This window comes from Sphingomonas sp. NBWT7 (genome assembly GCF_014217605.1).
Lineage (GTDB): Bacteria > Pseudomonadota > Alphaproteobacteria > Sphingomonadales > Sphingomonadaceae > Sphingomonas.
Map to the genome: position 1 here is coordinate 1,115,146 of NZ_CP043639.1, position 21,495 is coordinate 1,136,640.

Annotated in this window: 25 protein-coding genes and 2 tRNA genes; 13 read left to right on the top strand and 14 right to left on the bottom strand. The window is 68.1% G+C overall.

What is annotated here, in order from left to right; genetic code table 11:
• Positions 1-8: 8 nt before the first annotated feature.
• From F1C10_RS05565 to F1C10_RS05580, 4 genes are all read right to left on the bottom strand, one after another.
• Positions 9-437, bottom strand: coding sequence for a DUF1178 family protein (locus F1C10_RS05565; RefSeq protein WP_185209492.1), 429 nt, complete (start codon positions 435-437; stop codon positions 9-11).
• The gene (locus F1C10_RS05570) at positions 434-1,249 is read right to left on the bottom strand and encodes a carbon-nitrogen hydrolase family protein (RefSeq protein ID WP_185210096.1); all 816 of its coding nucleotides are present in this window, start codon (positions 1,247-1,249) and stop codon (positions 434-436) included. The genes F1C10_RS05565 and F1C10_RS05570 overlap by 4 nt, the downstream gene beginning before the upstream one ends.
• A 62-nt stretch (positions 1,250-1,311) precedes the next feature.
• A complete protein-coding gene (grxC, locus tag F1C10_RS05575; RefSeq protein ID WP_185209494.1) occupies positions 1,312-1,572 on the bottom strand; it encodes a glutaredoxin 3 in 261 nt (86 codons plus the stop codon).
• Positions 1,573-1,604: 32 nt separating this feature from the next.
• Complete coding sequence (locus F1C10_RS05580) at positions 1,605-2,327, bottom strand: double zinc ribbon domain-containing protein (protein ID WP_185209496.1); 723 nt, start codon at positions 2,325-2,327, stop codon at positions 1,605-1,607.
• 46 nt (positions 2,328-2,373) lie between these two features.
• Between F1C10_RS05580 and F1C10_RS05585 the strand changes: the two genes are divergently transcribed.
• Positions 2,374-3,210, top strand: coding sequence for a class I SAM-dependent methyltransferase (locus tag F1C10_RS05585; protein WP_185209498.1), 837 nt, complete (start codon positions 2,374-2,376; stop codon positions 3,208-3,210).
• A gap of 3 nt (positions 3,211-3,213) precedes the next feature.
• On the opposite strand, the gene F1C10_RS05590 is transcribed toward F1C10_RS05585, so the two are convergent.
• The gene (locus F1C10_RS05590) at positions 3,214-3,603 is read right to left on the bottom strand and encodes a MerC domain-containing protein (RefSeq protein WP_185209500.1); all 390 of its coding nucleotides are present in this window, start codon (positions 3,601-3,603) and stop codon (positions 3,214-3,216) included.
• 102 nt (positions 3,604-3,705) lie between these two features.
• Here F1C10_RS05590 and F1C10_RS05595 point away from each other — a divergent pair, with 102 nt between their 5' ends.
• The 4 genes from F1C10_RS05595 (at position 3,706) to F1C10_RS05610 (ending at position 6,702) form a co-directional block, all read left to right on the top strand.
• Positions 3,706-4,782, top strand: a complete 1,077-nt coding sequence (locus tag F1C10_RS05595) for a COX15/CtaA family protein (protein ID WP_185209502.1) — start codon at positions 3,706-3,708, stop codon at positions 4,780-4,782.
• Between the two features lie 120 nt (positions 4,783-4,902).
• Complete coding sequence (gene rplM / locus F1C10_RS05600; protein WP_085810221.1) at positions 4,903-5,382, top strand: 50S ribosomal protein L13; 480 nt, start codon at positions 4,903-4,905, stop codon at positions 5,380-5,382.
• Positions 5,382-5,942, top strand: coding sequence for a 30S ribosomal protein S9 (gene rpsI / locus F1C10_RS05605; RefSeq protein WP_185209504.1), 561 nt, complete (start codon positions 5,382-5,384; stop codon positions 5,940-5,942). Before rplM ends, rpsI begins: the two co-directional genes overlap by 1 nt.
• A 130-nt stretch (positions 5,943-6,072) precedes the next feature.
• The gene (locus F1C10_RS05610; protein ID WP_185209506.1) at positions 6,073-6,702 is read left to right on the top strand and encodes a TIGR02281 family clan AA aspartic protease; all 630 of its coding nucleotides are present in this window, start codon (positions 6,073-6,075) and stop codon (positions 6,700-6,702) included.
• Here the strand turns inward: F1C10_RS05610 and F1C10_RS05615 are convergent.
• The 4 genes from F1C10_RS05615 to ettA all read right to left on the bottom strand — a co-directional run bounded on the left by F1C10_RS05615 (position 6,689) and on the right by ettA (position 10,534).
• Positions 6,689-7,291 carry an ATP-binding cassette domain-containing protein gene (locus tag F1C10_RS05615; RefSeq protein WP_185209508.1) on the bottom strand — a complete coding sequence of 201 codons (603 nt, stop codon included), beginning with the start codon at positions 7,289-7,291 and terminating at the stop codon, positions 6,689-6,691. The genes F1C10_RS05610 and F1C10_RS05615 overlap by 14 nt on opposite strands.
• A complete protein-coding gene (modB, locus tag F1C10_RS05620; protein WP_185209510.1) occupies positions 7,281-7,967 on the bottom strand; it encodes a molybdate ABC transporter permease subunit in 687 nt (228 codons plus the stop codon). The genes F1C10_RS05615 and modB overlap by 11 nt, the downstream gene beginning before the upstream one ends.
• A gap of 13 nt (positions 7,968-7,980) precedes the next feature.
• Entirely contained in the window at positions 7,981-8,736 is a 756-nt protein-coding gene (gene modA / locus F1C10_RS05625; protein WP_185209512.1) for a molybdate ABC transporter substrate-binding protein, read from the bottom strand.
• Between the two features lie 118 nt (positions 8,737-8,854).
• A complete protein-coding gene (gene ettA, locus F1C10_RS05630) occupies positions 8,855-10,534 on the bottom strand; it encodes an energy-dependent translational throttle protein EttA (RefSeq protein WP_185209514.1) in 1,680 nt (559 codons plus the stop codon).
• Between the two features lie 103 nt (positions 10,535-10,637).
• Between ettA and F1C10_RS05635 the strand changes: the two genes are divergently transcribed.
• From F1C10_RS05635 to F1C10_RS05650, 4 genes are all read left to right on the top strand, one after another.
• Positions 10,638-12,044 carry a M20/M25/M40 family metallo-hydrolase gene (locus F1C10_RS05635; protein ID WP_185209516.1) on the top strand — a complete coding sequence of 469 codons (1,407 nt, stop codon included), beginning with the start codon at positions 10,638-10,640 and terminating at the stop codon, positions 12,042-12,044.
• Positions 12,045-12,173: 129 nt separating this feature from the next.
• The gene (locus tag F1C10_RS05640) at positions 12,174-12,440 is read left to right on the top strand and encodes a hypothetical protein (protein WP_085810546.1); all 267 of its coding nucleotides are present in this window, start codon (positions 12,174-12,176) and stop codon (positions 12,438-12,440) included.
• 138 nt (positions 12,441-12,578) lie between these two features.
• A tRNA-Ile gene (locus tag F1C10_RS05645) sits at positions 12,579-12,652 on the top strand.
• Between the two features lie 50 nt (positions 12,653-12,702).
• Positions 12,703-12,779: transfer RNA gene (locus tag F1C10_RS05650), tRNA-Pro, on the top strand.
• Between the two features lie 13 nt (positions 12,780-12,792).
• Here F1C10_RS05650 and F1C10_RS05655 read toward each other — a convergent pair.
• Positions 12,793-13,815, bottom strand: a complete 1,023-nt coding sequence (locus tag F1C10_RS05655; protein WP_185209517.1) for a polysaccharide deacetylase family protein — start codon at positions 13,813-13,815, stop codon at positions 12,793-12,795.
• 2 nt (positions 13,816-13,817) lie between these two features.
• Complete coding sequence (locus tag F1C10_RS05660; RefSeq protein ID WP_185209519.1) at positions 13,818-15,536, bottom strand: HAMP domain-containing histidine kinase; 1,719 nt, start codon at positions 15,534-15,536, stop codon at positions 13,818-13,820.
• A 176-nt stretch (positions 15,537-15,712) separates the two neighbouring features.
• Between F1C10_RS05660 and F1C10_RS05665 the strand changes: the two genes are divergently transcribed.
• Positions 15,713-16,183, top strand: coding sequence for an Lrp/AsnC family transcriptional regulator (locus tag F1C10_RS05665; RefSeq protein ID WP_185209521.1), 471 nt, complete (start codon positions 15,713-15,715; stop codon positions 16,181-16,183).
• 30 nt (positions 16,184-16,213) lie between these two features.
• Here F1C10_RS05665 and F1C10_RS05670 read toward each other — a convergent pair whose 3' ends face one another.
• From F1C10_RS05670 to F1C10_RS05680, 3 genes are read right to left on the bottom strand one after another with little or no spacing between them, the layout of a single operon-like run.
• On the bottom strand, positions 16,214-17,227 hold the full coding sequence (locus F1C10_RS05670) for an inorganic phosphate transporter (protein WP_185209523.1): 1,014 nt from the start codon (positions 17,225-17,227) through the stop codon (positions 16,214-16,216).
• Between the two features lie 12 nt (positions 17,228-17,239).
• Positions 17,240-17,890 carry a DUF47 domain-containing protein gene (locus F1C10_RS05675; RefSeq protein WP_185209525.1) on the bottom strand — a complete coding sequence of 217 codons (651 nt, stop codon included), beginning with the start codon at positions 17,888-17,890 and terminating at the stop codon, positions 17,240-17,242.
• A 22-nt stretch (positions 17,891-17,912) separates the two neighbouring features.
• Positions 17,913-19,112: a penicillin-binding protein activator gene (locus F1C10_RS05680; RefSeq protein WP_185209527.1), complete on the bottom strand. Its 1,200-nt coding sequence runs from the start codon at positions 19,110-19,112 to the stop codon at positions 17,913-17,915.
• On the opposite strand from F1C10_RS05680, the gene rsmI reads away from it, so the two are divergent.
• The 3 genes from rsmI (at position 19,111) to gshB (ending at position 21,477) form a co-directional block, all read left to right on the top strand.
• The gene (gene rsmI, locus F1C10_RS05685) at positions 19,111-19,962 is read left to right on the top strand and encodes a 16S rRNA (cytidine(1402)-2'-O)-methyltransferase (RefSeq protein ID WP_185209529.1); all 852 of its coding nucleotides are present in this window, start codon (positions 19,111-19,113) and stop codon (positions 19,960-19,962) included. The two genes, F1C10_RS05680 and rsmI, sit on opposite strands and share 2 nt — an antisense overlap.
• Before the next feature lie 85 nt (positions 19,963-20,047).
• The gene (locus F1C10_RS05690) at positions 20,048-20,422 is read left to right on the top strand and encodes a YraN family protein (protein WP_185209531.1); all 375 of its coding nucleotides are present in this window, start codon (positions 20,048-20,050) and stop codon (positions 20,420-20,422) included.
• Between the two features lie 95 nt (positions 20,423-20,517).
• Positions 20,518-21,477, top strand: coding sequence for a glutathione synthase (gene gshB, locus F1C10_RS05695; protein ID WP_185209533.1), 960 nt, complete (start codon positions 20,518-20,520; stop codon positions 21,475-21,477).
• The last annotated feature ends 18 nt before the right edge of the window (positions 21,478-21,495 follow it).

Consider the following 21,495-nt stretch of genomic DNA (forward strand, 5'->3'; position numbering starts at 1 on the left):
ACAGATGCCTAGTTCGACTGTTCCGGCGGCACGATCGGCAGCGGCAAGGGCGCAACCGCAACACCGTCATCGACCAGTGCCTTGGCTTCGGCGATCGTCGCCTGGCCGTGAATCGTCTCGTGTGGCTGCGCGCCGTCGTGCATCGCGCGCGCCTGCGTCGCGAAATCCTTGCCCACCCAGCGCGATCCTTCGAGCACCTTGCGTTGCGCCGCCGCGAGCGCACGAAGCGCGACCTTGACGTCAACTGGTGCGGCGGGCGCACGGCTGTTCGCCTTAGCCGATACGTTGGGCGCCATCACCGACTTCTCGATCGTCGTGTCGCCACACAGCGGGCAAGCGATCAGCTTGCGCTCGCGCTGGTGGTCATACGCCGCAGAAGATGCGAACCACGCCTCGAACACGTGCTCACCGCCGCAGCGCAGATCGAATACGATCATTGCGGCATGCCCGCCGCCAGCGTCACCGGCGGGATCGCCCGGCGATGATCGAGTACCGGGATCCGGGCGCGAACCTCGCCAATCCGCTCGCGATCGATCGGCACAAACGCCAGGCCCGCCGTCTCGCCGAGATCCGCCACGACCTCGCCCCAAGGATCGACCGCCAGCGAATGGCCGAAGGTCGCCCGGCCATCGGCGTGCGCGCCTGTCTGGGCCGCCGCGATCACGAAACACGCCGCCTCGATCGCCCGCGCACGCAGCAGGATGTGCCAGTGCGCAGCGCCAGTCGGTCGGGTAAAGGCGGCCGGCACCGTCAGGATCGTCGCGCCGGCGTCGCTCAGCGACCGGAACAGGTCAGGGAAGCGCAGATCGTAGCAGATCGTCAGCCCTAGCCGGCCGAGCGGCGTATCGACCACCACGGCCGCCTCGCCGCCTGCATAGGCCGCAGACTCGCGCCAGCTCTCGCCAGTCGGCAGATCGACGTCGAACAGGTGGATCTTGTCGTACCGTGCTCGAATCGAGCCGCTGCCGTCGATCAAGAAGCCGCGGTTCGCCAACCGGCCGTCGGCTCGCCGGACAGCCAGGCTGCCGATATGCACCCATATCCCCGTCCGTGCCGCAGCATCGCGTACCGCCGCGAGCACACGATCATCCTCCTCGGCGACGATCGACCGCGCCGCCCGTACACGATCACGATCGAGCAGGCCCGACATCTCCGGCGTGAATAGCATCGCCGCCCCGCCCTGAGCCGCCTCGTCGATCGCGCGCACGATCACATCGGCGTTCGCCGCCGGATCGATCCCGCTCGTCATCTGCAGGATCGCTGCCGTCGCCGTCCTCACCGTCGACGAGCCTGTCGCTGCGGGGCTCGGTGTCACGTCGCTGCGAGAAGCGGGTCCAGCCCGCCGGTGCGCTCCAGTGCGGCGAGATCATCCGATCCGCCGATATGCTTTCCGTCGATGAAGATCTGCGGCACCGTGGTGCGTCCGCCGGCACGATCGATCATCTCGGCGCGCTTCGGCCCGCCCATCGTGATGTCGTACTCGGCGGGCTCGACGCCCTTCGCCGACAAAAGCTGCATCGCGCGGGTGCAGTAGGGGCACCACGCCTTGGTATAGATTTCGACCTGCGCCATACGTTCCGAGTTGTGGACGCGGCCGCCGATTGTCAATCCGCGGCGGTCGGATCGAGCACGCGCGCCCAACACAGGACGTTCACCCGCGCCGCCCCCGCCGCCAGCAGCGCGCGCACGCAGGCGTCGCTTGTTGCGCCGCTGGTGTGGACATCGTCGACCAGCACGATCCTGCGCCCCCGCAGCGTGGCGCCTTGAGCGATCGCGAACGCGCCCGATACCGCGCGGCGACGCCCCGCCCTGCCCAATCCGCGCAGCACCGGTGTCGCGTGACGGCGCACCAGGGCGCCATTGTCCGCCGGGACGCCCGACAGGCGGGACAGCGCGGTCGCGATCAGCCCCGCCTGATTGTAGCCGCGCGACCATAAGCGCCAGCGATGCAGCGGCACCGGAACGATCAGCTCGGCATCCGCGGGAAGGTGTCGCAGCATCAGACGCGCGGCGGTCTCGGCGAACGCCGCCCGCCCGGCATATTTAAGCCGGAGCGCCACCGTGCGGGCAACGGCGCCGTAGGCGACCGCGGCGTCGAGACCGGCATGTCGCGGCGGCGCGGTGAGGCAGTCGCCGCATCGCGCGTCCGCCCCGCGATCGAACGCGAAGGGTGTGTGGCACGCGGCGCACCATGGCGGCGTGAGGAACTGGAGCGATGACCAGCACGCGCTGCAGAACCGATGCGGCCGGTCGGTCACCGCGCCGCAACCCGGGCAGCGCGGCGGCAGCGCAAGCGACAGCAGCGGTTCGGCGATGTTCAACGCCATCGGCGACGCTTGTCGCGCGCCGTGCGAAAGCGCACAAGCCGCCGCCATGTCCGCCCCCGAGATCTTTGACCGTGCGGCACGTCGGCACCGGCGCGACCGCGCGGCACCCGACTATGCGGCGCACGATTTCCTGCGGGCGGCGATGCTCGACGGCATCACCGAACGGCTGGCGTCGGTGAAGCGCGCGTTTACCGATGTGCTCGATCTCGGCAGTTTCGACGGCGCGTTCGTCCCGCCACCAGGCGCACGCATAACGCGGCTCGACTCTGGCCACGCCTTCGCGCGGACCAGCGGCGGCGTGCAGGCGGACGAGGATCGGCTGCCTTTCGCCGACGCGTCGTTCGACCTCGTGATATCCGCCGGCATACTCGATCAGCTCAACGACGTGCCCGGAGCGCTCGCGCTCACGCGTCGCGTACTGAAGCCGGACGGGCTGTTCCTCGGCGCGATGCTCGGGGCCGGCTCGCTGAGCGCGCTGCGCGCCGCGTTGCGTGCTGCCGAGACGGAACGTCCGGTGGCGCGGCTCCACCCGCAGATCGACGTTCGCTCGGCCGGTGATCTGCTGATGCGCGCCGGCTTTGCACTGCCCGTTGCGGATACCGAGCGACTGCGTGTGCGCTATGCGTCGATTGGACGGCTGCTGGGGGACCTTCGCGGCATGGCGGCGACCAACGTCCTTGCAACCCGCCATCCGCTCGGCCGCGCAGCGCTGGCGCGCGCTGCCGCCGCGTTCGCCGGGACGGCCGATGCCGATGGGCGGACGAGCGAGACGTTCGAGATCGTCTTTCTCACCGGCTGGTCGCCGTCCCCCGATCAGCCGCAGCCGGCGAAACGGGGCAGCGCGACGGCATCGCTTGCTGCCGCCTTACGCGACCGCAAGTAAGGGTCAGGCGTCGGCGCGTCGGTTAAGATCGTGGCCGAAGGCAAGCACGCCGACCCCGATGATCGTCCAAAGCGCCTCGCCATGCTCCATCAGCCCGGCATCGTGCGGCAGCGTCATCGCGCCGGCCATCATCCCGAGCCCAAGCGAGCCGACTCCGAGCGGCAGGAGATAACCATGCTGCAACGCCCCGCGCCCAAGCCCCAGAGCGCCAAGGGCGATCGCTACTGTCAGCCCGATCTCGTGAAAGATCGGATCCACCAGCATCCCGCCGACCGCGGAAAGCATCGCCACCAGCACCGCGCTGGCGATGCAGTGCACGACGCACAGCCCGGATACGATGATCGCCAGCCGATCAAACCCGGTCGAACGGTCAAAGCGAAGCGTGGTCGTCATCCGCAACCCATGTAGCGCGGCTATGGCGACGTTACAATATCACATCATGCTGAAACATCGTCGCGCCATTGCCGCTGCGCAGCACCGACCGTACATGGGCGCATGCTGCAGCCAAGCCCAGGTTTCCGCGTGTCCGCCCGCCCCCGCTCGCTCGCGCGATGGCTGTACATCGTCGCCGCGCTGATCGTCGCGATGGTGGCGGTCGGGGGCATCACGCGACTGACCGAATCAGGCCTGTCGATCACCCAATGGAAGCCGATCAGCGGCATCATCCCGCCACTCAATGACGCGCAATGGCAGGCGGAATTCGCCAACTATCAGCGCATCCCCGAATATCAGCAAATCAACCAGGACATGACGCTCGCCGGGTTCAAGGGCATCTTCTTCTGGGAATATGTCCATCGCCTGCTCGGCCGCGTCATCGGCCTCGCCTTCGCGCTGCCGCTCCTGTGGTTCGCGGTGCGCCGGCAGATCCCGCGCGGCTTCGGCTGGCGCCTGACGGTGCTTCTGATGCTCGGTGGGCTGCAGGGCGCCATCGGCTGGTGGATGGTCGCCTCCGGGCTGTCGGAGCGTACCGACGTCAGCCACATCCGGCTGGCGACGCATCTGTCGGCCGCGCTGCTGATCCTCGGCGGCATCGTCTGGACCGCACTCGATCTGCGCACTCTCGCCGCGAACCCGCTCGCGCGGCCCGCACGGTTGCACTGGCTGGGCAGCTTCGCGCTGGCGATGCTCGCACTCCAGATCGTGCTGGGCGCGTTCACGGCAGGGCTCGATGCGGGCTATGCGTTCAGCAGCTGGCCGCTGATGGGCGATGCTTTCTTCCCCGCCGATGCACCGATGCTGGTGCCGGCGTGGCGCAACGTCGTCGACAATCCCGTCGTGGTTCAGTTCGTTCACCGATGGTTCGCCTTCGCCGCCACCGGCGCGCTCGTGTGGCTCGCGATGGCGGCGCGGCGCCGCGGCGCAGTCAATGCTTGGGGCGCAGTGATCCTGCTCGTCGGGCTACAGATCGTTCTGGGGATCGCCACCCTGCTGAGCGGCGTCGAGATCGTCGTTGCCGTCGCCCATCAGGTTAACGCCGCGATCCTGCTGATCGCCGCGGTCGCCGCTGCACACGCGCTCGGACACAGGCATGGCGCGCCGCTCTCGACCGGAACGAAGCAGCTGGTATCATAATACCCGTCATGCGGGTGGCGGTTTTGTTGACTTTCCGGGCGCTTCTCTACAAAGGAGCGCGCAACGCGCTGCGCCGGTTCCGGGGCGGCGTCTTGGTTCAATGAAAAGGTCAAAGCTCCCATGAAGGCGCTGATGAAGACCACCAAGGCGGCAAAGCCCGCCGAGGTGGAGAAGAAGTGGCACATTGTCGATGCCACCGATCTGGTGGTCGGCCGCGCTGCGGTGGTGATCGCCAACGTCCTGCGCGGCAAGCACAAGACGTCGTTCACCCCGCACGTCGATTGCGGTGACAACGTCATCGTGATCAACGCCGACAAGGTGAAGTTCACCGGCAACAAGCTGGCGGACAAGGTCTATTACAAGCACACCGGCTATGCCGGCGGCATCAAGGGCGTCACCGCCGCAAAGGTGCTAGAGGGTCGCTTCCCGGAGCGCGTGCTCGAGAAGGCCGTCGAGCGGATGATCCCGCGTGGCCCGCTCGGCCGCCAGCAGATGCGCAACTTGCGCATCTTCAAGGGCACCGAGCATCCGCACGAGGCGCAGAACCCCGAAGTTCTCGACATCGCCGGCATGAACCGCAAGAACAAGGTGGGCGCATAATGTCCGACAATCGCCAGTCGCTTTCCGATCTCGCCGCGCTGACGCAGCAGTCGTCGCAGCCCGCTTCGCCCGCCGCCTCGTCGGGTGATTCGTCGGCCGATGCCTATCTCGCTGGACAGGTCGAGGCGCCGACGCAGCCGACCACGCCGCTGCGCCAGCAGGAGCTCGATAAGTACGGTCGCGCGTACGCCACCGGCCGCCGCAAGGACGCCGTCGCGCGCGTTTGGCTGAAGCCCGGCTCGGGCAAGATCACGATCAACGGTCGCGATCAGGAAACCTATTTCGCGCGTCCGACGCTGCGTCTCGTCATCAACCAGGTGTTCGGCATCACCGAGCGCGAGGGCCAGTATGACGTGATCTGCACCGTCAAGGGCGGCGGCCTGTCGGGCCAGGCCGGCGCGGTGAAGCACGGCATCAGCCAGGCGATCACCAAGTACGAGCCGGTCCTGCGTGCACCGGTGAAGGCGGCGGGCTTCCTCACCCGCGACAGCCGTACGGTCGAGCGCAAGAAGTACGGCCGCGCCAAGGCACGCCGCAGCTTCCAGTTCTCGAAGCGCTGAGGTTGCCGTCCCGGGCCATGCGCCCGGGCTCGCCGAGGCGAACAAAGGGGCGGTCCTTCGGGGCCGCCCTTTTTCGTTTACGCCTACCCCGCTCATCGCAGCGCAAGCACCGCGTGCCTATATCGGTGGCATGCCGACTCTCGCAGATGTTACCCCGCACCTTCCGCTGATCGGGGCGCTGTTCGGCGTCGTCATCGTCGCCAGCCTGCTGCGCCGGATCCCGATCGTTGGGCGCATCTTCGGCGCGCTGACGTGGCTCGTGCTGCTCGGCGCGCTGGCAATGGTGATCGTCCGGCGCGAGCGGTTCGATCCCTATCTCGGCAGCGTCGCCAGAATGCTCGATCTGTCGAGCCAGCAGGTGGCGGGTGAGGAAACGCGGATCCGCATGAGCCCCGACGGGCATTTCTGGGCCAACGTGCGCTTCGGTGGCGTGGATCGGCGGATGCTGATCGACAGCGGCGCCACCGTCACCGCGCTGTCGCTTGCCACCGCGCAGGCGGCCGGGCTCGACGTGCGTGAGGCGGGCTTTCCGATGCTGCTGCGCACGGCCAACGGCACGATCCGCGCGCAGACCGCCGACATCGCCGAGCTGCGGCTCGGAAACGTCGTGGCGCGCGATCTGCCGGTGGTCGTCTCGCCCGCGTTCGGAAACACCGACGTGCTCGGCATGAACTTCCTGTCACGCCTCAAATCATGGCGCGTCGAGGAGCGGACGCTGATCATGACGCCGCATCATCCGCAGCCCGTCACATCGGGATGACGCGCGCGCACAGGCGCTCGGCCTCGGCAGCGTCGTGCGTCACGATCAACATCGGCAATCGCAACTCGTCGCGCACCCGCTCGATTGCCTGCATCGCCTCCTCGCGCCGCGCCGGATCGAGCGACGACAGCGGCTCGTCGAGCAGCAGGAAATCGGGATCGCGCAGCAGCGCGCGCCCGATGGCTACGCGCCGCGCCTCGCCCCCCGACAAAGTGCGCGGCCAACGATCGAGCAGCGTCGTGATGTCGAGCGTCTTCGCCACCTCGACGAGCCGTCCGGCATCGGGCGCGCCGTACAGCAGGTTGCGGCGCACCGAGAGATGCGGGAAGAGCCGCGGCTCCTGAAAGACGACGCCTGCGCGCCGGTGCTCGGGCTTGAGATCGATGCCTTGCGTTGCATCGAACAACGTGCGCTCGGCGACGCGGACGTGCCCGCAGTCGGGCTTCAGCAGGCCCGCGATCATCATCAGGACGCTGGTCTTCCCCGCGCCCGATGGCCCGACGAGCGCGTTCGCGCCGCTCGGCACTCGGAACGTCGCGCCGACGACGCGCCCGGCGCGGCGCGTGCAGACATCGACGTCAAAGGACATGCAGCCCCCGTCCCTGCCGTCGCGCGAGCCATTCCGACAACAGCAACGCGACGAGGCTGATCGCCACCGACACACCGGCGAGCCGCCACACCGCATCTTCGCCCCCCGGGCGCTGCAACGCCGCATAGATCGCCAGCGGCAGCGTCTGCGTCTCGCCCGGCACGTTCGACACGAAGGTGATGGTGGCGCCGAACTCGCCCAGCGATCGCGCGAAGCCGAGCACGGCGGCGGCGAGCACGCCCGGCAGCGATAGCGGCAGCGTGATCGTCGCAAAGGTGCGCCACCACCCGGCGCCGAGCGTCCGCGCCGCCTGTTCGAGGCGTCGATCGACCGCCTCGAGCGAAAGTCGCATCGCGCGCACCATCAGCGGCAAGGCCATGACACCGGCCGCAATCGCGGCGCCGGTCCAGCGGAACAGCACGCTGACGCCGAACAGCCGCGCGAGCATCGCCCCGATCGGCCCGCCCGGCGCAAAGGCGAGCAGAAGCAGCCACCCCGTCACCACCGGTGGCACGACAAGCGGCAAGTGAATCAAGGCGTCGAGCAGGGCCTTGCCGGCGAACCGCCCGCGCGCGAGCAGCCAAGCCAGCCCGAAGGCGATCGGCAGCGTCACCGCCGTCGCGACGCCGCCGACGAGCAGCGACAGCCAGACGATTGACGCGAGATCCCCGGTCACGCGCGGCGCGCCGTCAACGCGCGGCGAAGCCGTGTCGGCGCAGGATCGCCTTGCCGTCCGGCGATAGCAGGAAGCGGCGAAAGCCCTCCGCAGCCGCGCTGCGGCCGCCGCGCAATCGCGCGATCGGATAGATGATCGGCGGGTGGCTGCGCGCGGGAAAGACGCCGGCGACCATCAGGCCAAGGGCGACCCGCACGTCGGTCGCGTAGACGATGCCGTAGGGCGCCGCGCCGCGCTCGACCAGCGCGAGTGCGGCACGCACGCTCTCGGCACCCACCACCTTCGATCGCACGGCATCCCATGCGCCCAGCCGCTGCAGCGCCGCCCGGCCATAGCGCCCCGCCGGTACGGCATCGGGATCGGCCATTGCTAGCGGACCAGCCCCAAGGATCCGTCCGAGCGCCGCGCCCCGCAATCGCCCGACCCGCGTACTGCCTTTCGGCGCGACGACGACGAGGCGATTGCCTGCCAGCACCCCGCGGGTGCCGGGCACGACGAGTCCGCGCTTTGCGAGATCGTCCATCCACTCGGCGTCGGCCGACACGAAGATGTCCGCTGGCGCCCCCGCCGCCGCCTGACGCGCGAGCGCGGATGATGCGGCGAACGACAACGTCGGCCGCGCGTGACCGCGCCTCGCCCAGGTGTCCGCGGCATCGCTAAGCGCCTCCTGCATGCTCGCTGCGGCGAGAACCCGCGGTGCACGTATTTGCGCGCGCGCAGCGACCGGCAGCAGCCCCGCGAGGAGCAGCACGAGCGCGGGCAGCCACATGGTCAGACCGCGCGATGGCGAAGCGGAGGCTGGGAGGCGATCGGAAACCGTCATCGGCACTCTGTCCCTACCAGACTGGCACGCCTCGCGTTCCCACGCGGCGCCGCCCGTCCATGCCTCAGCGCGTCAGCTTCTTGTACGCCAGCCGCGTCGGACGATCCGCCGCGTCGCCCAGACGACGCCGCTTGTCCTCCTCATACGCCTCGAAATTGCCTTCGAACCACTCGACATGGCTGTCGCCCTCGAATGCCAGGATGTGCGTGCAGAGCCGATCGAGGAAGAAGCGGTCGTGGCTGATGACCACGGCGCAACCGGCGAACGTCTCCAGCGCCTCTTCGAGCGCGCGCAGCGTCTCGACGTCGAGGTCGTTGGTCGGCTCATCGAGCAGCAGGACGTTGCCGCCCTCCTTCAGCATCTTGGCCATGTGCACGCGGTTGCGCTCACCGCCCGACAGCTGGCCGACCTTCTTCTGCTGATCCGGCCCGCGGAAATTGAACGCACCGACATAGGCGCGCGTCCCCATCTCCTGCTTGCCGAAGCGGAAGACCTCGAGCTCGTCGGAGATTTCCTGCCAGACGTTCTTGTTCGGATCGAGATCGTCGCGGCTCTGGTCGACGTAGCCGAGCTTAACCGTCGAGCCGACCTCGATCGTCCCGCCATCGGGCTTGTCCTGCCCGGTGATGAGCTTGAACAGCGTCGACTTGCCCGCGCCGTTCGGCCCGATCACGCCGACGATCCCGCCCGGCGGCAGCATGAAGTCGAGGTTCTCGAACAACAGCTTGTCGCCGTACGACTTGGTCAGCCCCTTGGCCTCGATCACCTTGCCGCCGAGCCGCTCGGGCAGCTGAATCAGGATCGCAGCCTTGGAAGCGACACGACTCTCCTGCTTCTCCATCAGCTCGTCGAACGCGCGGATACGCGCCTTGCTCTTGGTCTGGCGTGCCTTGGGGGTCTGCCGCATCCAGGCGAGCTCGTCGGCGATCGCCTTCTGCTTGCCCGCCTCCTCGCGCTCCTCCTGTTCGAGCCGCTTGGCCTTCTTCTCCAGATAGCCCGAATAGTTCGATTCGTAGGTATAGTAGCGCCCGCGATCGAGCTCGAGCACCCAGTTGACGACGTTGTCGAGGAAGTAGCGGTCGTGGGTGACGAGGATGACGTTGCCGGTATATTCCTTGAGGAAATTCTCCAGCCAGCTGACGCTCTCGGCGTCGAGGTGGTTGGTCGGCTCGTCGAGCAGCAGGATGTCGGGCTTCTCGAGCAGCAGCCGAACCAGCGCCACGCGGCGCCGCTCGCCGCCCGACAGGTTGGTCACCGGCGAGTCCGACGGTGGGCAGCGCATCGCCTCCATCGCCTGTTCCAGCTGCGAATCGAGGCTCCAGCCGTCGGCGGCATCGATCTTCGCCTGGAGATCGCCCATTTCCTCCATCAGCGCGTCGAAGTCGGTGTCGTCCTTGGGATCGCCCATCTCGGCCGAGATCGCGTTGAAACGATCGACCATCGCCGCGATCGGCCCCGCACCCAGGCGCACGTTCTCGATCACCGTCTTGTCGGGGTCGAGCTGCGGCTCCTGCGGCAGATAGCCGACCTTCACGCCCTCGGCCGCCCAGGCCTCACCGGTGAAGTCGGTATCGATCCCGCCCATGATCTTCATCAGCGTCGACTTGCCCGACCCGTTCGGGCCGATGATCGCGATCTTCGCGCCCGGGATGAACTGCAGGTGGATGTTGTTGAGCACCGGCTTGTTGGCACCCGGAAAGGTCTTGGTCAGACCCTTCATGACGTAGGTATACTGGACGGCCATCGGTCGCCTGTGCTCCGGAATGAAGATAAGGGAAAATGTCGCGGCATATGTAATGGCGCGCTCGGCCGTTGGCAAACCGCCGCCAGCGACCTAGGCGATGGCAATGATCACGCGCCTCCCACTCGCCGCCCTGCTCCTCGCCACCGCCGCGCCGGCACTGGCGCAGCGCGCGGCACCCTCCGCCCCCGCCCCGGTCGATCCGCAGGTCGCGGCGCTCCGCGATGCGGCGCTCGGCGATACCGTCGCCTATGACATCGTCGAGGGCATGACGACCGAGGTCGGCCAGCGGCTTGCCGGCACCGAGGCGGAAGCGCGGGCGCGACGCTGGAGCGAGGCAAAATTGAAGGCGCTCGGTTTCAGCAACGTGCGGATCGAGACGTATCGCATGCCCGTATGGGTTCGCGGCGAGGAACGGGCAGAAATCCTCGCGCCCTTTCCCCAAAAACTGAATCTAGTCGCGCTGGGCAACTCGGGCGCTACTCCGGCGAAAGGGATTGACGCCGAGGTAGTGATCTTCCCGACCTACGGCGATCTCGCTGCGGCGCCCGCCGGCAGCCTGAAAGGCAGGATCGCCTATGTTGGCAATGCGATGATGAGGACGCAGGACGGCTCGAGCTACGGGCAGGAAGGCGTGGCACGCTTCGCCGGTCCGGCGCTGGCTGCCCGCAAGGGCGCCGCCGCGATCGTCATCCGCTCGATCGGCACCGACACGCATCGCCTGCCGCACACCGGCACGACCAATTTCCCCGACGGCACCGCTGCGATCCCCGCGGCGGCGCTCTCCGTCCCAGATGCCAAGCTGCTCGAAGCGATGGCGCGCCGCGGGCAGCCGATCCGCATGAAGCTCGTGTTGACGCCACGTCAGGTCGGCGAGCAGGAGTCGGGCAACGTTATCGCCGAGGTACCGGGCACCGATCCGAATGCCGGCGTCGTCCTCGTCGGCGGCCATCTCGACAGCTGGGATCTCGCCACCGGTGCGATCGACGACGCGAGCGGCGTCGCCATTACCGCGGCCGCGGCGAAACGCATTCTGGACAGCGGCAAGCGGCCTCGCCGCACGATCCGCGTTGTCTGGTTCGGCGCGGAGGAGGTCGGTGGCTTCGGCGGGCGCGACTATGCCGCGAAGCACGGTGCCGAGCGACACGCGCTCGCCGCGGAGAGCGATTTCGGCGCCGATCGCGTGTGGCGTTTCGAAACGACGCTGCCGGAGACCGCCGGCGCAGTAGGCGATCGCCTCGCCACCGCACTGTCGCCGCTCGGGATCGTACGCGGCACCGGTCGCGCCGGCGATGGCTCGGATATCGCCCCTGTAATCGCGCTCGGCGTAGCCGGGGTCGACCTCAATCAGTCGGGGCTCGACTATTTCGACACGCATCACACGCCCGACGATACGCTCGACCGCGTCGATCCCGAGAAGCTGCGGCAGAATGTCGCTGCCTGGACGACGATGCTCGCGGTCGTTGCCGACGCGCCCGAGGAAATCGGCCCAGTCGTGCGCCCGGCGCGCTAGTTCGGTTCGTCGCGAACCTTGCTGGCAGATGAATTTCTCGATTGACCCATCAAAATGCTGCGGTATTTGCCGGGGCTCGCGACGGCACAGGGTCGGCTGCGAAACGAATATATGCTTGGGAGCATTCGAATGAAGAAGATCGTTCTGATCGCTGCCGCCGCCGGCCTGATGTCCGTGGCTGCTTGCTCGAAGTCGCCGGAGGCGGCCGCTGTTGAGAACAACGCGGACATGATGGCCGACAATATGGAAATGATGGCGGACAACCTCGAGGACATGGCCGACAACTCGAGCAATGGCATGGCCGCTGCTGGTCTTGAGAACGCCGCCGACAACCTCGAAGACGCAGCGGACAACGTCCGTGACGTCGCCGAGGAGAAGGCCGACAACATGCAGTAAGCCTTGCGGGCCTTCGGGCTCGTGGCTTGATGCAATGAACAGGGCGTTCCCGGATCGGGAGCGCCCTTTTCTTTTATGCGCGCGACGGCGACGGCATTGCGGCACGCCGACGCAACCTCTAGGCACCGCGGCACGCGGGGGCCTGTAGCTCAATTGGTTAGAGCTGGCCGCTCATAACGGCTAGGTTGCGGGTTCAAGTCCTGCCGGGCCCACCGCGTATCGCTTGCATGGTAGGGCGTGACCGCCTACCGCACGCCGGCGTCGGGGAGTGGCGCAGTCTGGTAGCGCGCCTGCTTTGGGAGCAGGATGTCGCAGGTTCGAATCCTGTCTCCCCGACCACCGCCTCGCCGCCTTACCGGCCGGCCATCTGCTGAACGTCGGCGATCAAGATTTCGGGCGTCGTCGATGCGACCCCGAGCTCGTCGAGCAGGTCGAGCATTACGTCCCACCAGCGGTGAAAGCGCGCGAGGTCACCCGCATCGCGGACATAGGGCGTGTTCCCGGGAACGAGGCTCGGCGAGTGAAACGCAAAGTTGAGGAGGCGCCTCCCCTCACCGACCGCGACGCGCACCGCCTCGCACGCCTCGGCGATGGGGACACCTTCAGGCGTCAGTGGCACGCGCGACAGCAGCCCCGTGCGCGCCAGAACGCCGCGCCCGCGCGGGGCCGCCCCCGCCAGCCGATGGAGCGGGCGCCCGACCCGACGCAGCGTGCCGGTATAGACGGTCGTCAGCGGCACCTCGACGATCGCGCCGCCCGAGCCCGTACGAAAGGCGTCCGGCCCGATCAGCGAGAAATCCGGCCCGCCCGCCGGCCGATAATCGTGCCGCGCGCGCATTGTCGTATCGAGCCGATAGCCGCGCGCGTGCAGCAGACGCAGGGTGTTGCGGCCCAATCCATAGCGGCCCGATCGGAACGCCACCGGCGCCTGCCCGAACGCCGTCGTGATCGCTGATGTCAGCGCATCGATCTTCGCCGCCTCGAGCGCGACCGGCAGATTGCCGGCATAGGAGCTGTGCACCGACACGATCTCGTCGTGCGGCGGATTTACCCAAGCGTGCAGCTGCGCCCCGATCGATCCCGAACCATCGGCGACCATCGCCTTGAGGATCGCGGCGGACGCTTCGTCGACAACGACGGGATAGTCGCAGAGGTAGCAGGGAAAGACGCCGCGTTCGGCAAACCGCTGGTGCCTATCGGGCAGCGCCGCGATCGCCGTCACCGACCGGGCGCCGCGCGCGAACGGCGCCGACCAGTCGAATTCCTCTTCCGTGTCGACGAAAACGACGAAGCGGGCGCCGCGCTCTTCCGGCCAGCGAATCAACTGCTCCGGCGCGGGGGGCGGCACGCGCCAGCCATGCGAGCCCGCCGCCACCGTCAGTTCGTCGACGCCTGCCCTACCGCGTCGGACGACGCCGCTGGCAACACCACACGCACGTGACCGTCGGGGAACGACAGCGTACCGCCGAGCTCGGCCGCGAGATTGCGGATCAGGCGAAGCGCGAAGCCGGTGCCGAGCAGTGGCTTGCCCGGAAGGTCGGCCTCCAGCTCGGCGTCGAGGCGCAGCAGCGCATCTTCGGTCAACGCCGCCAATGCACGTGGCCGGCTGATCGTGACGGCGATGCGATCGCCGGCGCGATCGGCTGACAGCGCTACCGCCTCCTGCGCCTGCGCGGCGGAGACGATCGTGGCAAGCAGGCGAGCGAACAGACGTTCAGTCGCGCGATCGTCGCAGGCGAAAGCAAGCTGCGAATCGACCACGCCGAGCGTAATGCCGCAGCGGCGAACCTCGGCAAGTGTCGAAAGCTCGCCCACCGCACGCGCCAGCAGGCCGGACACGGGAACGACGCCGGGCCGCAGCTCCAGCGCATGCCCGTCGATTCGTGCGGCAAGGTCGAGATCCTCGATCGCGGCAACGAGATCGGCAGCCTGCGCGCGGATCGCCGCCGCGCGCTCGCGGTACGCAGGCGCGACGGGCCCAAGCAACTGCGCCTCGATCAGCTCGGAAAACCCCGCAATTGCATTGGTGGGCGTGCGAAGCTCGTGCACCAGCCGTCGCAACCCTTCCGACTGCCCGCTCCCGGATGGTCGCACCGCGCTCTCGTCGACGCGCGGTCGCCGCCCGCCGCCGCGATAGCCCAAGAAGCGTCCACCAACGGGATCGAACATCGGGACGGCCGATAGTCGCCAGTCGCCGGCGATCGCCGACGCGCCAGGCAGCGTCAGCCGCGCGTCGGTGAAGGCGGTACGGCGACGGAACGCACCGGTGACGATCCCGTCGACCGGCGCCGCGCCCTGCCCATCGGCGCGCGCGATCGACAGGCCGATCACCGCGCCGCGCGGGGCCGCGTCGGTCCATGACACGATGCCAGCGGCGTCGGTCTCTAATCGAAAGGTGTCGATCCGCTCCGGCGTTGCGACCGGCGTCGGCGTTCCGCGCGCGCGCTGGAAGGTCGCGATGCGATCGACCAGGTCGGCGATCTCGAACCCGGTCGGCTCCGGCACGGGCTCGGTGCGTGCAGCGCGGCGGGCGAGCGCGACGACGGGGAGTGCGTCGGTCAGCAACCCGACCGGCTTGAATGGACCGGTGCCGACCGGGGGCGGTACCGGGCGATCGATTGGCGCCGACGGCGGCGCGTCGGACGTGGTGTCTGCGGCCGGTGGCGCATCGAAGCCGATCGTGAAGTCGGTCGAGCCGAAGCTTTCCAGCCCGCGCGCCACCACCGGATCGAGATCACTTCGGTTGCGCAGCGTCGCGCGGCCGACCGGCCCAAGCGTCGGCAGTAGCGCGATCCAGTCGGCGGCCGGCAGCCGCGCCGCGCGCAGCGCCGCCGCCGCAATCGCTGGTTCGTCCTCGGCAAGCAGCGCGACGAGACCAACCGGCGGCCGTGACAGCGCGAGCCCTCGTGCGACGGCAGCACGGACCGCGGGCGGAACCTGCGGGCGCAGCGTCCGCAGGCGATCCAGCGTTGCAGCATCGGCAGCGGCGCGACCGCGCGCAATTAGGTCGACCAATTGGCGGAACGTCGCCTGTGCCCCGAATGCGGTGGAGGCATCGGCGGCGAGCACGGTATTGAGACTGTCGTCGAACCGCACGCCGCGCCCTCGTCGGGCCCACGATCCATTCGCGCCCTGCGTCCCCTTAACGCGGCTGAGGCAGGCCGGAAACAGCGCAATTTGCGCACGTCGCATTGTGGGACAATTGCGTTTGCGCGCAATTATCCTATGGTTGGGCGTATGTTAATGGTTACGATGATGCGTGCGACCGTCTGATGGCGCTGGACAAGATCGATCGCCAGATATTGGCGCTGCTGCAAGACGATGGCCGTATGACCAACGTCGACCTCGCCGAGCGCGTCGGGCTGACGGCGCCGCCATGCCTCCGCCGCGTGCGCTCGCTCGAGCAGGCGGGCGTCATCCGCGGTTATCACGCGGTGTGCGACCCGGCGCTGCTCGGATTTCCCATCACCGTTTTCGCGATGGTCAGCCTGCGAAGCCAGGCGGAGCATGATCTCGCGCTGTTCGAACGCCATGTCGCCGGCATCCCCGAAGTGCGCGAATGCCACATGCTCAATGGCGAAATCGACTTCATCCTCAAGATCGCCGCCCCCGATCTCGAAACGTTCCAGCGCATCCTGACGACGCATCTCACCGCGGCGCCGAACGTCGCTAGCGTCAAATCGTCGCTGACGATCCGCACCGCGAAGATGGCGCCGGGCGTTCCGATCGACGATGCGGCGTGAGGCCGGCCGTGACCGGAACCGCGCAGACGATCAGAAAAGCAGCGTGAGCGCGTAGAACCCTGCGCCGACGATCGCGGAGGCGGGGATGGTGATGATCCACGCGACCACCACGTTGCTCGCGGTGCCCCAGCGAACCGCAGACGTGCGCCGCGCAACGCCGGCACCGATGATCGCGCCCGTGATCGTGTGCGTCGTCGAGACGGGAATGCCGAGCGCCGACGCGGTGAACAGGACGATCGATCCGCCGGTCGACGCGCTGAATCCCTGGTGCTGCGACAATTTGGTGATCCGCGAGCCCATCGTCTCGATGATCTTCCACCCGCCCGACAGCGTGCCGAGCGAGATGGCGACGTAGCAGCTGATCGCCACCCAGTGCGGCACCTCGAACTCGCCGCTGAGATAGCCGGTCGAGTAGAGCAGCACGGTGATGATCCCCATCGTCTTCTGCGCGTCGTTCAGCCCGTGGCTCAGCGAATAGGCCGCCGACGAGATCAGGTGTAGCACACGAAAGCGTCCATCCGCTTGCCGCACGGTTGCTCGGCGCAGCGCCCAGCTGCTCGCCAGCATCACCATCATCGCGAGAATCATGCCGAGCGTCGGCGACACGACGATCGCTAGCAGCGTCTTGGTCAGCCCGCCGATTTGCACGCTGTTGACGCCGGCGTGCGTAATTCCCGCACCGACGAGACCGCCGACGAGCGCGTGGCTCGACGACGACGGAATGCCCTTCTGCCACGTCACCACGTTCCAGAACATCGCCCCGCCCAGCGCGCCGAAGATCACGGCCGGCGTCACGGCGTCCTGGCTGATCAGCCCCTTGCCGATCGTCTCGGCGACCGCATGCAGACTGGGAACCGCGAGCGTCAGGAAATAGGCGGCGAAATTGAAGAAGGCGGCGAACAGCACCGCCTGGACGGGGGACAATAGCCGCGTCGCGACGACGGTCGCGATCGAATTGGCGGCGTCGTGCAATCCGTTGAGGAAATCGAAGGCCAGGGCGACCGCGATCAGGCCGATCAGCAGCGGTAAGGCGAGTTCGTGCATGGGGATGCGGGCTCAGGCGTGATCGATGACGATGCCATCGATCTCGTTCGCGACATCCTCGAAGGCATCCGAGATCTTCTCGAGATGCTTGTAGATCTCGCGATCGACGACGAAGCGCATCGGATCGCCGCCCGCTTCCTGATGCTTCTCGAACAGCCGGCGAAGGCCCTGCTCGTGCAGCTGGTCGACCGAACCTTCCAGGTTGACGAGACGCTCGGTCAAATCGTGGAGTCGCGGGCCGTTGCGCGCGATGTCGGGCAGCAGCCGCATCGCTTCCGCACTGACGCCAGCGGCTTCCAGCATCAGCCGCGCCATCTCGTGCATATCGGGGGCAAAGCTCTGCACACCGTAGATGCGCACCGCGGTCACCGCGGCGAACATCGCGTCGATCGCATCGTCCATGCGGTTGATAAGCCCGCTGATCGCGCTGCGGTCGAACGGCGTCAAGAACGTGACGCGCACCGTCTGCAGCACGGTGCGCGTGATATCGTCCGCCTGATGCTCGAGATCCTTCAGCCGCGCGATCAGCGTCTCGGCATCGGCCTCTCCCGCGAAGATGCGCGTCGTCGTCTCCGCCGCCTGCAGCGTCACCGCGGCATGGGCGTCGAACAGCTCGAAGAAATTGCCGCGCTTCGGAAGGAGGCGCTGGAACCAGGCAAACATCGATGATCCTTATGATTGGCCGTTAGCGCCCGAAACTGGCCGGGGCCGGCGAGACGACGACACTGCTGCCGCCGCGAATTTCCTGCACGTCGAGCGCGCGTTCGGCGACGCCGTCGCGGCCGAAACGGAACGCGCCGTCGATCCCCGCATAGCCTTCGCCCGAGCGCAGCCGCGCCTCCGGGAACCGCGCGCCGACGCGCCAATCGCGCGAGATGCGCGCGGCGAGCAGAACGGCGTCGTAGCCGAGGCTCGACAGGCGATAGGGCGCAGCGCCGAAGCGTGCGCGATATTTGACCGCATATTGGCGGTAGAGCGTGTTGGAGACGCTGGCGAACCACGCGCCGTTCAGCGCTGGACGCGCGGCGACGCCGCTGTCGCTGTTCCACAATTCGGTGCCGATCACCCGCGTGTTCGGGCTGGCACGGCGCAGCAGCGGCACCGCCGTCGCCGCCTTGGCCGCTGAATCGGCGATCAGCACGCCATCGAACGGCGCATCCTTCGCCATTCGGGTGACGGCCGCCCCGATGCTGTTGGGCGCCCGATCGTAGGTCTGCAGCGCGACGACGCGACCGCCCGCTGATTCGACCGCTCGCAGGAACACGGTCGAGGCGCGCGAGCCGTAAAGCGCATTGGGCACCAGCCCGCCGAAATTGGTGACGCCGCGGCTGCGCGCATATGTCACGACGCGCTCGATCGACTGCGACGGCGTGTAGCCGAGCAGGTAGACGCCATCGCCCGCGACGCCGACGTCGTTGGAAAAGGAGATCACCGGCACACCCGCCCGGCGCGCGATCGGCGCCACCGCGCGAACATCCTCAGCGAGCAGCGGCCCGAGGATCAGCTGCGCGCCGTCTGCCACCGCGCGCTGCGCGGCTGCGGTCGCGCCCAGCGCCGTATCATAATTCGTGATCCGGATCTGTTCCGATCGCGTGTCGAGCAGCGCGAGCTGCGTCGCGTTGGCCAGGCTTTTGCCGACGCCGGCGTTGGTTCCTGACAGCGGCACGAGCAGTGCGATGCGGTTGCGCGCCGTATCGCGCGGAATGCCCGCTTCGACGCCGGTATCGGGACGCGCAACCGGCGGCGGCGCCTGCGATGGGCGCGGCGGCGGGGCCGGGCCGCGCGGCACGACGGTCGAACACGCCGATATCAGCAAGGCGCTGACGGGCACGAAGCCACGCGCGATTATCTTCGCCCGTTGCGATACGGTTGCAGCCTCTGCCATGACACCCCTTGTGGAAACCCTGAACCCCGGCCTTTACATCGTCGCCACCCCGATCGGCAATCTCGGTGACCTGTCGCCGCGCGCCGCGGACATCCTTTCGCGCGCCGCCGTAATCGCCGCAGAAGACACGCGTGTTACAGCGGGGTTACTGCGTCACATCGGCACCAAGCGGCCGATGACGCCGTATCACGATCACAATGCTGATTCGGTCCGCCCGCAGCTGATCGCGCGGATGGCGACCGAGGCGGTGGCGCTGGTTTCAGATGCGGGCACGCCGCTCATTTCCGATCCGGGCTACAAGCTGGTGCGCGATGCTCACGCCGCGGGGCATCTCGTGGTGACGATTCCCGGCCCATGCGCCGCGATCGCCGCACTGACGCTGGCCGGCCTGCCGACCGACCGCTTCCTGTTCGCGGGCTTTCTGCCGGCCAAGGCGAAGGCGCGTGCAGACGCCATCGCCGAGATCGGCGCGATCCGCGCGACGCTCGTCCTGTACGAGAGTGGGCCACGGCTCGGCGCGACGCTCGCCGCGCTCGCCGACGCGCTTGGCGCACGCGACGCCGCCGTCACGCGCGAGATATCGAAGCGATTCGAGGAGGCGGTCACCGGCACGCTGCCGACGCTCGCTGCGCGCTACGCCGATGCGCCGCCCAAGGGCGAGATCGTGATCGTCGTCGGCCCACCGGGCGATCCGGCGCCAGCCTCCGCGGAGGACGGCGACGCAGCCTTGGCGGAGGCGCTGACGCGCTTGCCTGCCGCAAAAGCCGCTGGTGAGGTTGCCAAACGCCTCGGGCTCGATCGCAAGGCGCTGTATGCGAGGTCACTCGCGCTCAAGGAGCAGGATAACTGAGCGGCAAGGCCGATCACGCCAAGGTCGAATCACCTCCAGCGCCAGCTCGCTTGCTCGGCCGCGCAATGATCGTCAGGCTGTCGCGATGCCGCGCCCGACCCGCACGACCACCGACCGCCGCACCGCAGAGGCGACGGGCCGTCGCGGCGAGCGCCTCGCGGCATGGTGGCTGCGGCTGAAAGGCTGGACGATCCTCGACCAACGCGTGCGCACCGCGGCGGGCGAAGTCGATCTCGTCGCCAAGCTCGGTTCGCTCGTCGCCTTCGTCGAGGTGAAAACGCGCGCCACCGCCGCCGAGCTCGATTTCGCGATCGACGCGCGACGGCTCGCCCGAGTCGCTGCCGCCGCGGAGATCCTGATGCCGCGCTATGCGGCGGCAGGCGAGGACATCCGCGTCGACGTGATCCTGCTCGCCCCCGGCACGCGGCCTCGGCACATCGAGAATGCCTGGATCGGGTGATCGCGCCGGCGGGCCCCGCCTCGTCGCGCCCGCGGGTGACATTCCCCTGCCCTGCGCCTAGGCCGCACGACAAAGCCTGTCGCGGAGGAAACGCCTTGCCCTTGACCGTCGCTGTCCAGATGGACCCGCTCGAATCGATCAACATCGCGGGCGATTCCAGCTTCGCGCTGATGCTGTCGGCGCAGCAGCGCGGTCACCGCCTGTTCCACTATGCGGCGGATAACCTCAACTGGTCCGACGGCCGCCTGTGGGCCAAGGCGCGGCCGGTGACGGTGCAGCGCGTCGTCGGCGATCATTATGCGGCCGGCGATCCGATCGACCTCGATCTCGGCGCGGACGCGGACGTTGTTCTGATGCGCCAGGATCCGCCGTTCGATCTCGGCTATATCACCGCGACGCACCTGCTCGAGCGGATCACTGACCGGACGCTGGTGGTCAACGATCCCGCGAGCGTGCGCAACGCGCCCGAGAAGGTCTTCGTGCTCGATTATGCGCGCTTCATGCCGCCGACGCTGATCACCCGCTCGCTCGACGAAGCCCGCGCCTTCCTCAAACAGCACGGCGCGATCGTGGTGAAGCCGCTGCACGGCAACGGCGGCAAGGCGATTTTCCGCGTGGGGCCGGAGGGCGAGAACCTTTCCGCGCTGATGGAAGTGTTCAACCAGACGTGGCGCGAGCCGCACATGGTGCAGGCGTTCCTCCCCGACGTCGCCAAGGGTGACAAGCGGATCGTGCTCGTCGATGGCGAAGTTGCGGGCGCGATCAACCGCCTGCCCGGCGAGGGCGAGTTCCGCAGCAACCTTGCGGTCGGCGGATCGGCCGAGAAGGCCGAGCTTACGCCGCGCGAGCGTGAAATCTGCGCCGCGTTGGGGCCGGAACTGAAGAAGCGCGGGCTCATATTCGTCGGGATCGATGTGATCGGCGGCGAGTGGCTGACCGAAATCAACGTCACCTCGCCGACCGGCATCGTCGCGATCGAACGGTTCGACGGAACTGATGTCGCCGGGCTGATCTGGGACGCGATCGAACGCCGGGTGGCGGAACGCTCTGCCTGATCCCGCCGTTGGCGCGGG